Raw genomic sequence first — 13,951 nt, 5'->3', positions numbered from 1 at the left:
AATCAAATTCAGAACTATGAAGATCATTTTCATTACCATTTTAAGCTTATCGCTATTTTCCTGCAAAGAAAGCAAGAAAAATGGAGAAGCTATAACTAAACCTAAAGACGAATTCAGGATAGCATATAATGTACTTTACGATGACGAAAATGATGATTATGAGGTTTTTTCTATGGATTTGGATGGGTCTGACCCAAAGAACATAACTAATCTCAAAGGGGTGGAATGGACTTATTATGCCTACGGAAAGGATCTTTATTTTATTTCTGACAAGGATACTGCCAGCAGAAATTACTTCCTGTATAAGACCGATGTAACCGGAGCTTCTCCAAAAAAAATATTTAATAAACGCCTGGCTGATAGCTGGATGGGCTCACGAAAAAACGGCCAGGAGCTTATAATCAGGCCTCATAAATCTGTAGATACCGCTTTCTATATCATAGATACCCTGGGAGGAATTATTAAAACCTTAAAACCAGATCTGGCTTATTTTAATGACCCTGAATTCTCACCGGATGGAAAGAAAATAGTTTTTCGAGGCTCCAATAAAGCTTTTAAAAAGGACTCCGGTTATCTTGACGAACTTTATATAATGAATGCCGATGGCAGCGATTTGAAAAAACTCACCACATATCCCTCTAATGATACCACTTCAACCTGGTATAATTATCATGCAGGTCCTCCGCGCTGGCACCCAACAGAAAATTTTATAAGTTATCAATCCCGTCAACGTGGTAAAAGCCGTTTATTCGGAATAGATCCTTCAGGAGAAGAAGCCAGAGAACTGATTAAAAACGATTCTTTAAATCAGGGATGGCATGCCTGGAGCGATGACGGTAAATGGCTCGCGGTAGAGGTTTCAGAGCTTGACGGCTCTCAATATCATATTCAGTTAATAAACTGGAAAACTAAAAAAGCCAAGATCCTAACCGACACTTTGTACAAGTTCCAACAAGCGCCGATTTTTGTGAAAATCCCCTAATTGTTTTTTAGATAATCCATTAGATTTACATCATCACTGGTAACCGCTTCTTTAGAAGGAACCCGGTTTTGAGGAGCTCCGTTCTCCAATTTTAAAACGCCACGCGGGCAAACTGCCGAGCATATGCCGCAACCTACACAACTAGATCGAACAATATTTTCACCTTTTTGTGCATAGGCCCGAACATCGATTCCCATTTCACAATAAGTGGAACAATTCCCACAGGAAATACATTGACCACCATTGGTAGTGATCCTGAACTTTGATAACAATCGTTGCTGCATTCCCAAAATAGCCGCCATGGGGCAACCAAATCGGCACCAGACTCTGTTCCCGAAAATTGGGTAGAATCCGGTTCCTATCACTCCGCTAAAAATTGCACCGATTAAGAAACCATATGTCTGCCTTAAAGTCTCAGCATCAAAAAGGAACAATTTAGTACCCGTACCATAATGCAGTCCAATAAGGGAGATGATAATAACCAGATATCCAATGGCGCCGTAACGGGCATCTTTCTCTAATTCTTCTCTTTTAAAATACCATATTCCGGCAAACAGCAGACTTAGAAAAATACCAACTCCTATCAAAAATACATCTCTGGTAAGCCAGTATTTACTGCTGTCGTATCCAAGATATGAATATACAACTGCGGTGGTCATTAATACTACAAATACCAGCACGCTGTGAATTACCCATCTTTCAACCTTCCAGGCGAACAGACTTTTATCTGACAAATGCCGGTAAGGATCACCGGCTGTTTCGGCGAGTCCCCCGCATCCACACACCCAGCTGCAGTACCACCTTTTTCCATATTTGTATGTTAAGATGGGAGTTATAATAAAAATGGATGCGATCCCAAATAAGAGAAAAGCTAATCCAATATTGCCCGAAGAAAGAAAACCATCTACCCTGTATTGTTCAAAATTGTAATAATTGAGAGGCCAGATGTTCTTCAGGTCATAATACGGAAGCGAAAAACCTTTTCCATTTAACCTCAACATCACCTCCGGGATAATAAAAGCGAATGAAGTTTGAAAAAACATCACCGAAACTGTTCTTATTTTCTCATAAGGGTTGTGCCGGTATTTATAGATAAATTTAATTCCGAAGGCCAGAATAGCAATAGTATATAAAGTTCCGTAAACGAACCATTGGCTGGCAGGATTCCCGCTTAGCACATAACTTAAAGGGTCAAAAAGAGAAATAATTCCCGTATTATCTCCTTCAGCACGTAAGCCCAGATATTCCGGGTAGAAATATAGAATTATATAAAATCCAGTAAGTGCAATTCCTGTTATCCAACCCAAATAACCCCGGTTGGTCATAGACTTAAACCATACCCCATCATTCTTAATCCCGGGATGTTTATTCGAATAGGAAGCAGTAGCAAACCAAACGATCCCGGCGAAAATAGAAGTTAAAGAAGTGCTCAGCCAAAAAATCTTATTAGGAAAATTTAAATTTAAGGTAGCAAGAAGCAAAATGATCAAGCCTGACATTCCCAATATCGTTGCCAGCTTTTGTTGTAAATTCAAAGCTCTGGGTGCATCCCCGGTTAGGGACATATTATGTTCTATTCTACTCATTATTATGCTTCCTGTAGAGTTGATTTAAAGTGGTTCAAAATTTCATTTTCATACCTCCGGTAAAATTCAGGATCAAAATTAGCCTCATCCAAATTGGCCAGAACATAGGCCACCTTCCTATTTTCATCAAGCCAGCGATCAAAAACCTCATGTCTCATTCTAATTCCAAAAGTGTTGATCCCTAAAAATTTTTCAGAGGAATTATCATAAGCAATAGTGATCGCGATAGGTTGAGACGGGTGCCTCCAATGGAATTGCCGTTCATTCCCATCTGGCTTTGCCATAACCCAGCCATATGTTTGATATTCGATATCAAAAAATTTAGCTGAATTAAACCAGTTCCCGGGAGCATAAGCTGTTTTAGTTCCTGTAAGGGTCTTAGCAAGGGTTTCTCCCATGATTCTGCCCGTATACCAGACTGCTTCTATAGATTTACGCCGGCCAACGGGTTGCCTGTGCTGGATACAATCACCAATTGCATAAACATTTAGGATATTGGTTTCCAGATATTCATTTACCAGAATTCCACGGTCCAGTTCAAGTTCAGTATTTCTTAAAAAATCGATATTTGGTCGAACCCCGGCACATAAACCTACCAACTGACATTCAATTTCTTCCCCATTTTTTGTCCTTACCGCTCTTACCCTTCCGGTTTCGTCGGGTATAATAACATCCAATTCCGTGTTATGCCGAAGGTCCACTCCGTGAGAGCTTATATGTTCAGAGATCATGTTGGCTTCAGGAAAGGGCAAAATATTATTCCAGAAAGCAGCTTCCCTAACTAAAAAGGTCACCTCAATCTTACGCGTGCGCAACATTTCGGCCATTTCAACACCAATGAGTCCGCCACCAACAATCACCGCCTTTCGGGTTTGAGCTGTATTTTCTTCAAGTTCTATGAGATCCTGTTTAGAGACCAGACCCTGCACACCTTTAAGATCTTCACCTTCCCACCCAAATTTGTTATAAACAGATCCGCTGGCAATTATTAGCTTATCATATTTCAGCTTTTCTCCGGATGAAAAATGCAAAAGTTGTTGCTGAAAATCTATAGTTTCCACCCAGGCCTTTTTCAATTCGATCCTATTCTTTTCCCAAAACCAGTCTTCATAGGGTTTTAAGTGGTCCCACTTCATATGCCCCATATAAACATACATAAGGGCAGTTCTGGAAAAAAAATAATCTGATTCTCCTGAAATTACGGTGATTCTATTGGAGCTATTCTTCCGAATATGTCTCGCAGCAGTAATTCCCGCGATTCCGTTTCCAATAATTGCAATGTGCTCCATTTATTTTTTATAATTTGGCGAAAGGCCGGACAGCAATTAAAGTAAAGTACGCTGAAAATTGGCAGAATCCCAAGCCCTCCCGGGTTTTTAATACTTATAGAAATGATGGGTGAAATCAATGCTCTGTGCTTCAAAATAGTGGCCTGTACTCTTACCTTTCTTTTAATGTCCTGCCAGGAGAAAAATTCTTCAGAAAAAATTAATGGAATAAGTCTGGTAGCCTCAAAAGACAGCCTAAAGGACCAACAACTAACAACAATCATAAAAACCAATTCGAACGCTGTTTCCCTGATGCCCTATGCCTTCACCAACCGGGATGAGACTTCAAAGCTCATATTTGATACAGATTGGCAATGGTTTGGAGAAACGGGTGATGGAATCGAACATACCATCAAATTATTAAAAGCCAGGAATCTCCAACTAATGCTGAAGCCCCATATCTGGCTAAGAAACGGAGACTTCACCGGCGACCTTTCTTTTAAGAACGAAGCGCAATGGATCGAATTTGAATCTTCTTACCGGGATTATATTCTGTTTTATGCGCAAATAGCTGAAAAACATCACGTAGAATTATTTTGTATAGGCACTGAACTTTACAATTTTGTTCAGGAAAGACCTGAGTTCTGGTTGCAACTTATCACAGATGTAAGAGCAATTTATTCCGGGATGCTGGTGTATGCCGAAAACTGGGATAAGGTTGAAAAAACACAGCTTTGGCAGCATTTAGATTTTATTGGTGTTGACGCATACTTCCCTTTAAGCGATGAGGCTTCTCCAGCTGAAGAAGAAATAAGAGGAGGCTGGGAAGAACCTAAAAAGATGCTTGACAGTTTATCTGAATTTTATAAAAAACCTATCCTGTTTACTGAGTACGGATATAGAAATATTGATTTTGCGCTTAAAGAACCCTGGAACTCAGATAGAGACAGACACGACAAGAATTTTAATCTTCAGGCCAAAGCCCTTAAAATTCTATATGAAGAGATGTGGAACGAAGAGTGGTTTGCTGGCGGATTTATCTGGAAATGGCATCAGCATAAAAATTCCGGCGGGCTGGACAACGACCAATTTACTCCTCAAAACAAACCTGCGGAAAAGGTTTTAAAGAAGTATTATAGAAAATTCAGTCACTAACTCTCTGGGAATAGTGCCGGTAAAGATCATCTGCCGAAGCTCCAAAACGTTTTTTCCAGTATATTTCTATAAATAATAGCTGAGTTTGCCATACGCCCAGCCGTTCGTATAATCTGGCAGAAGTTGTGATCCATTGTTTTATTACGGTAAAATGAGTTACCTCATAAAGTCTTCGAACCATATCATTATCTTCATAGACCTTATAATTTTCATTAAAACCATTTAACTTTTTAAACAAGGATCTCTCAACAAATAAGGACTGGTCTCCTCCACGACAGGAGATGTGGTTGAATTTGGTGAATAACCCCATTAGTTTAAGCCACCAATGAGCTTTGTCAAATTTCATTTGAAAACAGCCTGCCATCTTTCCTTTTTGAATTTCTTGTAAAATAAGCTTATCGAAATTTTGTGGTGGAAAACTGTCTGCATGAAGAAAATAAAGAATACCGGATGTGGCGATATTTGCACCTGCATTCATTTGTACCGCTCTTCCTTTTTCTGAAGAAACCAGAATAACACCATCCATGTTTTTAACAACCTCAGCGGTATTATCTGTACTCCCGCCATCTACCACTATAATTTCTGAGACAAGACCCGAAGACGCCCCCTCTAAATGCTTTATAAGAAACGGAAGCTGATGTTCCTCATTAAAAGCGGGAATAATAATACTTATCATCCGACTTTATTTGGAGTCATTTAATGCCCAGTTATAATCATTGTAAGATATCCTGGCAGCGGAGTTTATGCGTACCTCTGAATATTTATTCAAGTAATCTATTAAACTGCCGTTTTGAGTAAAATCGCTTTTATACCAATCGAAAATGGAAGACAACTTTACCGAATCGGGTGTAATTTGATTCTCATTAGAATTTATAAATTCTGCAGTGACTTTTTCCAGCTGTTCTTCCAGCTTTTCGGGAGTGTAGGCTTCATTTAATAATTTTGGACAGGAGATGGAAGCACAATTGATGGCGAAATGAATACGCGGTTCTTCCATTTTTCGCAGCAGGCTATTCTCTATTCCTCCAAGAGAAATTTTCACATCACCTATTTTAATGAATTCTCTGGTCCAGGCGCCGGATATATCTTTAATACTTGCCACGGGATAATGTTGCAAAATAAAGTCTACCGTATAGGCATTATACAAATTTATATAGTAAGCAAGTATTTCAGCACGGCTCCAGGTTCCGTCAGGTTTCAGTCCGGAAAGTTTATTTAAATAAAGGTCAAGTTTAAAACGATCCTTCTTAAATCCCTGATAATCCACCTTCCCATCTTTCTTTACATGTGCTTTTAGAAGCTCATCCCAGATGCTGTGGTCAATTTTTGTAGAATTATGAAACTGTTCAATCTTTTCTGCATCGGGAGTAGGCAGACCTTTATCATTAAATCCGGCGCTTGAAATAAGATTACAGGACGCACACATATATACGCCTGTAATCATAATTCCAAAATTAAGAATGAACTTTCTCATAAATACTAATTTAGATTTTAGCAACAGCCACCACCGTCGTAATGCCAGGTAGATTCACTAATAAAGATATCATCCCTCCCAAGTTCTGCCAGTGCAGCAGCGGTTTTATCACATATTGCCAGTGGTTGATTCTTTACCAGAATATGCCCTTTCCCATCATCAAAATGATCCTGATCACCATAATAGATCGCGGCTTTACCGGTAAATATGCAAGGTCCATCTTCCGGCATGGGATCTTTGATCGCAGCCACTTCAATAGACTCAATATAGATCAATTCATCTGTAGGATAATTTTTTGGATCCAGGATGCGATACGGCTTTCTGGCTCTAATTTCAATAGTTCCAAATCCGGCATCTGTTAATGCTTTTACATAATCTTTGATGCTCAAACTTCCTGAAAGACAAAGTGCTCTTAAACGTTCATCATTTCTAAGTTCTTCATTCATTTCCTGTTCGCAGGTAGGATCGCTCATAACCAGGCGGCCATGTGGCTTAAGTACCCGGTACATTTCTTTAAGAGCCTGAGTAAGTTCTTCAGTCTTAAAAATATTGAAAAGGCAGTTCTGTGCAGCAACATCTATAGAGTTGTCTTCTACAGGCAAATTTGTGGCATCACCTTTCTTTAAGTCCACAAATTCAGATTTGAACCATGGATTCAGCTTTTCGGCTTCTTTGAAATTTTTCCGGGAAGCCTCCAACATTTCATCCACTACATCTACCCCTACAACTCCCAATTTTTGTCTGGAAAAATAAGCGAATTGAAGCAATTCCATTCCTCCACCTACTCCTACGTATAAAGTTCTTGGGTTATTGGTGAGATCACGTGCATGCACGGTTGAACCACATCCATAATTCATTTCCTGCATGATCCCGGGAATTTTTAAACCGGGAAGTTCCCATACCGGGTTTGTAGTACAGCAAAGCCCAATATCTGGCGTTAATGCTGCTTCTCTATATACATCTTTTGTAGTTTCCAGATAACTCATATTATATCTTCTGAAGTAATGCTTTAAATAATTTTACCATGGAGGGTTCGGCTTTACCGGCGTTATTTAGAATATCCTGAATATCCACTTTTTTAAGATTTTCAGGATCACCCTGATCTGTAATTACAGATATAGCTGAAACCGGAATTTCCAAATGATTGGCCACGATCACCTCTGGCACCGTACTCATTCCCACGGCATCTGCACCAATTAATTTTAGATATCTGTACTCTGCACGGGTTTCAAGTTGAGGCCCAAGTACAGAAGCATATACACCTTTATGTAAGGTTATACCAAGCTCCTTTGCCGAAGTTTCAAAAATCCCGTTCATGGATTTATCATAAGGCTCGCTCATATCAACAAATCGCTCTCCCAGCTTTTCTACCCCATGAAAGGCCAGAGGGGATCCACCAAGAAGATTGATATGGTCATCTATTAACATTAACTCTGCCGGTTTAAAGTTTAGATTTATTGCTCCTGAAGCATTAGAAACCAGGAGTCTGTTCATCCCTAGCACCTTCATTACCCTTACCGGAAATGTTACATCCAACAGGCTATAGCCTTCATATAAATGAAAACGTCCCTGCATCACCACAACTTTCTTTCCCTGCAAGGTTCCATAGATAAGTTTTCCTTTATGGAACTCAACGGTTGCTGTTGGGAAATGAGGAATATGATGGTAACTGGCTTCAGCTTCGACTTCTACATCTTCGATAAGCTTACCTAAACCTGTTCCTAAAATAATCCCTACTTCAGGCTCTCCAAATCCTTTCGATCTCAAATAGTCTACAGATTCGTTGATTTTGTCTGTCATTACTCTATAATTTTATTTAAATGTGGATGATGCTGAAGGTCTTTTAAAGTATCAATATCATTTTTTTCGGGTAATACTCCAATCTGCCCATTCTGCATATCGCTAATGGTATCTTTATAAACGCTTGAAGTACTCCAGTTTTTATTCTTAAACAGCTTTGAAGTTAAGGTTTTCATTCCTAACATATAGTAACCACCATCCAAAGCCGGCCCTATTATATAATCATGATGCTTTAACTGGTTAAAAGCAGCTTCGATATCTATTGTTGAAATATCAAGGAGATCACTCCCCATTATTATCACATTTTCATATCCATCCCGAAAGCCTTCAGCAAAGGCAGCATTCATCTTCTCTCCCAGATCGCCACTAATTTGCAGTTTCTTTTCAAAATTTCCCTCATCCCAGATATCATTTTCAGGTATTTCCTGATTGTAATAAACGCGTTTATGAAAGTTTAATGGTGCTGTAACCTTGCAGGTATGCTGCAATAGTTCTTTATAAACCTGTAATGCTTTTTCATCACCAATATCTTTTGCCAGCCTGGTTTTCACGGTTCCTAAAACAGGATTTTTCGTGAAAATTATAAGTAATTCTTTAGAGTTCACTTAATAGATTTTTTCAGCATTATTTAACCATACAGCCCATTGTGGTGAAAAAGCATGAACCTTTTCAGTAGGCTTATCATCCATGTCGTATACAGGATAACCGGAATTCTTCCAGCTAAAGATTCCACCATATAGGTTTCTAACATTCTTGAAACCGGCATTGCTAAGCTTCTTGCTTATTTTTTCAGAACGAACTCCCAACGAACAATATACCACGATATTACATTTTTTTGAAAGCGTATCAAGGGAGGTTATATCAAATTTGCTATAACCTACCAAAGTGGCGTTCTTTAAATGACTTACTTGATATTCTCCAGGTTCCCGGGCATCCAGAATAACAATATTGTTTTTCTGAGCCTGTAAATCTTCAACGCTTATATATGGAATTTCACCTGAATTGTATTTACTCAGGATCTCTTTTAAAGAGCCCTGTCCCGAAACGGTAATACCACACACCAAAAAAAGCAAAATTAAAATGCGCTGCATTATTCTCATATTATTATGCAACGGTTCCCTGACAACTACTACCCGCACCAGCGGTACAACCGTAACAGTGTTGGGAAATAATTATATCTCTGTTATTCAACAAATCCTCATTATACTCACTAATATGCTTTACCGGTGAATTCACCTTGAGCTCAAGCATTTGATTGAAGTCACAATCGTATAACCAGCCATCCCAGCTTATGGAAATAGTATTGGTGCACATTACATTTTCAACCGCAGCCGGATTATAGGCATCCACCAGGGAGTACATATAATCTTCATAATTTTCTGAAGCGATAAGATATTCCAGAAATCTACTGATGGGTAAATTGGTTATCGCGAATAGACTATTAAAATCAATATTGAAATCTTCTTTTAAAGCCACTTTAAAATCATGTTCCATTGCCGCCTGATTGGTAGGTAAAAAAGCCCCTGAAGGATTGTATACCAGATCAAGCTTTAAACCTGTGCCTTCCTGAGCATAGCCAACAGCATTTAGCATTTGCAACGCCTTTATGGATTTATCAAACACTCCACTACCCCGTTGCTTATCGGTTTTTTCCCGCTTATAAAACGGCAGGGAGGAGATCACATGAACATTATGTTTTTTGAAAAATTCCGGAAGGTCGTGGTATTTTTTATTTGCAAGAATAATGGTAAGATTCGAACGAACGATAAAATCTTTGATTCCTGCCTTAGAAGCTTCCTCCACGAACCATCTAAAATTTGGATTCATTTCTGGCGCTCCACCGGTAAGATCGAGAGTATGCGCCCCCGTATTTTTTATTACCTCCAAACATTGCTGCATGGTTTCCACGGTCATGATCTCTTTCCGGTCCGGGCCCGCATCAACATGACAATGTGAACAAACCTGGTTACACATGTAACCCAGATTCAATTGAAGGATCTCAAGTTTTTTTGGCTTTAAAGGAAATTGCCCGGTCTCTGCTATCTTATTTTTAAATTTAGGTAATTCACCTTCCTGGAAGATTCCATTATTTAAAAAATTCAACTGATTTACAGGACTGGAAAGATCATCTTTCCGGGCTTTTAAAGATTTAAGGGACATAGAAATGATTTCTTGCTTATAAGGTTAGTTCAGATTATCTGAAAAAACTTACATGCTAAGCTTTTTGTATTTATTCATCATCTGCACTCCATGCACCAAAGTAGCTCCACTTTCTATGGCTGCACCGGCATGAACAGCCTCCATCATTTCTTCTTTTGTGATCCCTCTTTGCAATCCATCTTTAGTATAGGCATCTATACAATAAGGACACTTAACTACATGAGAAACAGCCAGGGCGATCAAAGATTTTTCCCGGGCAGAGAGTGCTCCCTCTTCAAAAACTTTCCCGTAATAATCGAAAAATTTAGTTCCTAACTCCTCACTCCATTCTGTGATCTCACCAAACTTTCTAAGGTCGGCTGGATCGTAATAATTTTTAGACATATTTATAAATTATAATTCCAGGGTCTATATAATTTACGAAGATAAAGCTTCCCTGGATTTAAAAATTAACAACTCCGGTTACAGAAAGGATAATAAGAAAAAAAATCACAACCACCAGTATCACAATCCATAATTTGGAACCTGAATTGGAAGTTCTGGTTTCGGTAGATTGATTTCTTCCCTGCTCTGATTTTCTGTGTTCCGTAGGAACGGGTGAAGATCTGTCTTTATCGTTAGCCATATTATAAGTTTTTACTTGAAATTAATGGATTTTTAAACCATTCTGAAGCCTGTATATACATTTAACAAATAATTCTGTTTTGGCTCTTTTACCTGAATTGGAAAGAAATAACTTACCACTCCCTTAAAAGTTACTCCAGTTCTAACGTTTTTGACATTACCATTACCGTTATTAATACTAAGTAAACCTCCAATTCTTCCTTTTTTTTTAGCAATTAATAATTTTACCGGCTTTAAAATCCTGCCATTTTATTTTAAAAACGATTACTTTTAAAAAAGCGGCAAAATATTACTGTATAATGAGAATTGATGTAAAAACCCTACCCGTTAACGAAATCGTTGAAGATCTTGCAGCCTCTCTTAAGGCCGAGCTGAGAAATGAAAGCGGGGAACTTTCCATTTCAATTCCCTCTCATCTTGGAGAAGGATATATAAAAGGCATTAGCTTTGATTCCGGGATGGGCTTTATCACCTATCATTGTAAATTTTATGAGGATGTAGAAATTCATTTTTCATTGAATTCAGTACATCCTTTAAAGTTTATTTTTTGTTCTGAAGGAAGTGTAATGCATAGGTTTCAGGAGAGTGAAACCATTAATAAAATAAACACTTATCAAAATATTGTTGTTAGCAGCAATGGATACAATGGCCATATTTTATATTTCAGAAAGAATGTTTCCACCTATGTTTCCAGTCTGGAAATTATAAGATCTGTTTTTGCACACAGATCCAACTACGATTTTCAGGATCTTAATCCAACCTTAAAGGAACTTTTCCAGGATGCCGTAGCTAAGGATTGCTTTTTCTATCAGGGGAATTACAGTATAAAAAGTGCCGATTTAATGGAGGAAATCCATACCAAGGAATTTACCGGCTTCCTGCGGAATATTTTTCTGGAAGGTAAATCTTTCGAAATGCTAACCATACAAATAGATCAATATCAGGATGATGAAAATGAAGAAGGATTGCCAAAGATTCTTCGTAAATCTGATATTGAAAAAGTAAATTATGTAGCAAAACGAATTCAGGGAGATCTAAGCACCAATCTTTCTGTTGAAGCGCTGGCAAAAGAAGCGGGTACCAACGTAAATAAACTTCAGGAAGGTTTCAAATATGTTTACAATCTTACGGTAAACAAGTACATGCAACATATCAAGCTTGAAGCTGCCAAGGAAATGCTGATGCTTTCAGAAAAAAATATTTCAGAAATCGTTATTGCCATAGGTCTTAACAACCGAAGTTATTTTTCGAAGATCTTTAAAGAAAAGTATGGAGTGAGCCCGAAGTATTTTTTAAGGTCTGGAAATTTAAAGCCGGAAGAAGTAGAGGAAAAGGTGAATTAAGGAAGAGGAATCTTGAAATTCTCAGGGATCACTTCAGGATCAAAATCCCAAAGCAGCGGCAACGCATAATACACAATAAAAGTCAGGATAATTATAGAAATTAAATTCATCCAGAATCCTGCTTTGATCATATCAGGGATTCGGAGGTAACCTGAGCCAAAAACCACGGCATTTGGAGGGGTGGCTACCGGAAGCATAAATGCACAGGAAGCAGCAAGCGTGGCCCCAACCATTAAAAAATAGGGATGGAGATCCAGTGCAATGGCCATTGCCGCAAGTATAGGCAAAAGCATGGCCGTAGTTGCCAGATTTGAAGTTACTTCAGTTAAAAAATTTACGGCGAAGATCAATAGTATTAAAATCAGGAACAGGGGGAGATTCTCCAGATTCACTAGTTGTTCTCCTATCCAGCTTGCCAGTCCGGAATCATTAAAACCTTTCGCCAGAGCCATTCCTCCGCCAAATAATAAAATGATCCCCCACGGAATTTTTACCGCCTCGTCCCAGGTTATTAATGGAACTTTAGGTTTACCGGAAGGAATCACAAATAAAACAACCCCGGCCGTCATAGCGATTATGGTATCATCCAGAAACGGTAAAAAAGGTTGTAATAAAAAACTGCGGGTTACCCAGCAAAAAGCTGTGACCAGAAAAACAGCAAGTACTTTTTTCTCTTCCCGGCTAATTTCACCTAACTCATCGATCAATCTTTTAATCTCTCGCTTCCCCCCGGGGAATTCATGTTGAGTAAATTTAAAAGCTTTAGTGGTCAGGTATTTCCAGCAAATAAAGAGCAATAAACATGAAATTGGAAGCCCCAGCATAAACCACCTGGTAAAGCTTATTTCTATCCCGTAAAGTTCTTCTACTATCCCTGCGAACACCAGGTTTGGCGGAGTACCAATTAAGGTTGCAATTCCTCCAATGGATGCGCTATATGCAATTGCCAGCATAAGCGCTTTACCGAACAATTTATTCTCATTTTCTATCGTATTAGGATTATTACATAGTTGCCGGATAATGGCTGTCCCAATGGGAAGCATCATTACACTGGTTGCAGTATTGGATATCCACATGGACAAAAAGGCCGTGGCCGCCATAAACCCGAGAATGATTTTCCTGATATCTGTTCCAATAATTCTAATAATATGAAGGGCTATGCGGCTATGCAGCCCCCATTTTTCTATTGCGATGGCAAGCACAAAACCACCCAGATATAGAAATACATATTTGTGCGCATAGGCGGCGGTCGTTACATCTATATCCAATGCTCCGGTTAAGGGAAAGAGGATAATAGGCAGCAATGCAGTTACCGAGATAGGAATAACCTCTGTAACCCACCACAAGGCCATCCAGACAGTTATACATAGAACATCAAATGCAGGCTCGGGCATGGTAGCCGGCTTCCCCAGAAATTGCAAAAGGAGAAATACCAGGGGACCGGCAAGTAATATGAATCCATTTATAAACCGCATAAACTTTATAAAGATATACCCTTCAAGGTAATTCAATTCCGCCAAAATTTAGATTGCTATATCACTGTATTGTTCCTAACCGAA

Annotated in this window: 15 protein-coding genes; 3 read left to right on the top strand and 12 right to left on the bottom strand. The window is 38.8% G+C overall.

The window, feature by feature from the left end; translation table 11 throughout:
- Positions 1 to 16: 16 nt before the first annotated feature.
- Entirely contained in the window at positions 17 to 982 is a 966-nt protein-coding gene (locus ACNKXV_RS06670) for a TolB family protein (RefSeq protein ID WP_417906924.1), read from the top strand.
- Here ACNKXV_RS06670 and ACNKXV_RS06665 read toward each other — a convergent pair.
- Together ACNKXV_RS06665 and ACNKXV_RS06660 are read right to left on the bottom strand one after the other, a co-directional pair.
- Positions 979 to 2,568 carry a 4Fe-4S binding protein gene (locus ACNKXV_RS06665; protein ID WP_417906923.1) on the bottom strand — a complete coding sequence of 530 codons (1,590 nt, stop codon included), beginning with the start codon at positions 2,566 to 2,568 and terminating at the stop codon, positions 979 to 981. The two genes, ACNKXV_RS06670 and ACNKXV_RS06665, sit on opposite strands and share 4 nt — an antisense overlap.
- A gap of 2 nt (positions 2,569 to 2,570) precedes the next feature.
- Positions 2,571 to 3,857, bottom strand: coding sequence for an NAD(P)/FAD-dependent oxidoreductase (locus tag ACNKXV_RS06660; RefSeq protein WP_417906922.1), 1,287 nt, complete (start codon positions 3,855 to 3,857; stop codon positions 2,571 to 2,573).
- Positions 3,858 to 3,995: 138 nt separating this feature from the next.
- On the opposite strand from ACNKXV_RS06660, the gene ACNKXV_RS06655 reads away from it, so the two are divergent.
- Positions 3,996 to 4,991, top strand: a complete 996-nt coding sequence (locus ACNKXV_RS06655; protein WP_417906921.1) for a glycoside hydrolase family 113 — start codon at positions 3,996 to 3,998, stop codon at positions 4,989 to 4,991.
- On the opposite strand, the gene ACNKXV_RS06650 is transcribed toward ACNKXV_RS06655, so the two are convergent.
- Genes ACNKXV_RS06650 through ACNKXV_RS06610 form a run of 9 tightly spaced genes read right to left on the bottom strand, consistent with a single transcriptional unit; the run spans position 4,981 to position 11,050 of the window.
- Positions 4,981 to 5,667 (bottom strand): TIGR04283 family arsenosugar biosynthesis glycosyltransferase, encoded by a 687-nt coding sequence (locus ACNKXV_RS06650; protein ID WP_417906920.1) that lies wholly within the window; start codon positions 5,665 to 5,667, stop codon positions 4,981 to 4,983. The genes ACNKXV_RS06655 and ACNKXV_RS06650 overlap by 11 nt on opposite strands.
- A 6-nt stretch (positions 5,668 to 5,673) precedes the next feature.
- Positions 5,674 to 6,465, bottom strand: a complete 792-nt coding sequence (locus ACNKXV_RS06645; RefSeq protein ID WP_417906919.1) for a DUF547 domain-containing protein — start codon at positions 6,463 to 6,465, stop codon at positions 5,674 to 5,676.
- Positions 6,466 to 6,482: 17 nt separating this feature from the next.
- Positions 6,483 to 7,451 carry an arsenosugar biosynthesis arsenite methyltransferase ArsM gene (gene arsM, locus ACNKXV_RS06640; protein ID WP_417906918.1) on the bottom strand — a complete coding sequence of 323 codons (969 nt, stop codon included), beginning with the start codon at positions 7,449 to 7,451 and terminating at the stop codon, positions 6,483 to 6,485.
- Between the two features lies 1 nt (position 7,452).
- Positions 7,453 to 8,265, bottom strand: coding sequence for a purine-nucleoside phosphorylase (locus ACNKXV_RS06635; RefSeq protein ID WP_417906917.1), 813 nt, complete (start codon positions 8,263 to 8,265; stop codon positions 7,453 to 7,455).
- Positions 8,265 to 8,870 (bottom strand): TIGR04282 family arsenosugar biosynthesis glycosyltransferase, encoded by a 606-nt coding sequence (locus ACNKXV_RS06630; RefSeq protein ID WP_417906916.1) that lies wholly within the window; start codon positions 8,868 to 8,870, stop codon positions 8,265 to 8,267. The genes ACNKXV_RS06635 and ACNKXV_RS06630 overlap by 1 nt, the downstream gene beginning before the upstream one ends.
- Positions 8,871 to 9,356: a rhodanese-like domain-containing protein gene (locus tag ACNKXV_RS06625; RefSeq protein WP_417906915.1), complete on the bottom strand. Its 486-nt coding sequence runs from the start codon at positions 9,354 to 9,356 to the stop codon at positions 8,871 to 8,873.
- A gap of 13 nt (positions 9,357 to 9,369) precedes the next feature.
- A complete protein-coding gene (arsS, locus tag ACNKXV_RS06620) occupies positions 9,370 to 10,425 on the bottom strand; it encodes an arsenosugar biosynthesis radical SAM (seleno)protein ArsS (RefSeq protein WP_417906914.1) in 1,056 nt (351 codons plus the stop codon).
- 48 nt (positions 10,426 to 10,473) lie between these two features.
- Positions 10,474 to 10,809: an arsenosugar biosynthesis-associated peroxidase-like protein gene (locus tag ACNKXV_RS06615; protein ID WP_072554126.1), complete on the bottom strand. Its 336-nt coding sequence runs from the start codon at positions 10,807 to 10,809 to the stop codon at positions 10,474 to 10,476.
- Between the two features lie 58 nt (positions 10,810 to 10,867).
- Positions 10,868 to 11,050 carry a hypothetical protein gene (locus tag ACNKXV_RS06610; protein WP_417906913.1) on the bottom strand — a complete coding sequence of 61 codons (183 nt, stop codon included), beginning with the start codon at positions 11,048 to 11,050 and terminating at the stop codon, positions 10,868 to 10,870.
- A gap of 298 nt (positions 11,051 to 11,348) precedes the next feature.
- Here ACNKXV_RS06610 and ACNKXV_RS06605 point away from each other — a divergent pair, with 298 nt between their 5' ends.
- Positions 11,349 to 12,392, top strand: coding sequence for a helix-turn-helix domain-containing protein (locus ACNKXV_RS06605; protein ID WP_417906912.1), 1,044 nt, complete (start codon positions 11,349 to 11,351; stop codon positions 12,390 to 12,392).
- Here ACNKXV_RS06605 and ACNKXV_RS06600 read toward each other — a convergent pair.
- Positions 12,389 to 13,867, bottom strand: a complete 1,479-nt coding sequence (locus tag ACNKXV_RS06600) for an SLC13 family permease (RefSeq protein WP_417906982.1) — start codon at positions 13,865 to 13,867, stop codon at positions 12,389 to 12,391. The two genes, ACNKXV_RS06605 and ACNKXV_RS06600, sit on opposite strands and share 4 nt — an antisense overlap.
- Positions 13,868 to 13,951 lie beyond the last annotated feature (84 nt).

This window comes from Christiangramia aquimixticola (assembly GCF_048285835.1).
Classification (GTDB): domain Bacteria; phylum Bacteroidota; class Bacteroidia; order Flavobacteriales; family Flavobacteriaceae; genus Christiangramia; species Christiangramia aquimixticola.
Note: the sequence above shows the minus strand (reverse complement) of the source record. Positions and strands in the feature narration are given on the sequence as shown.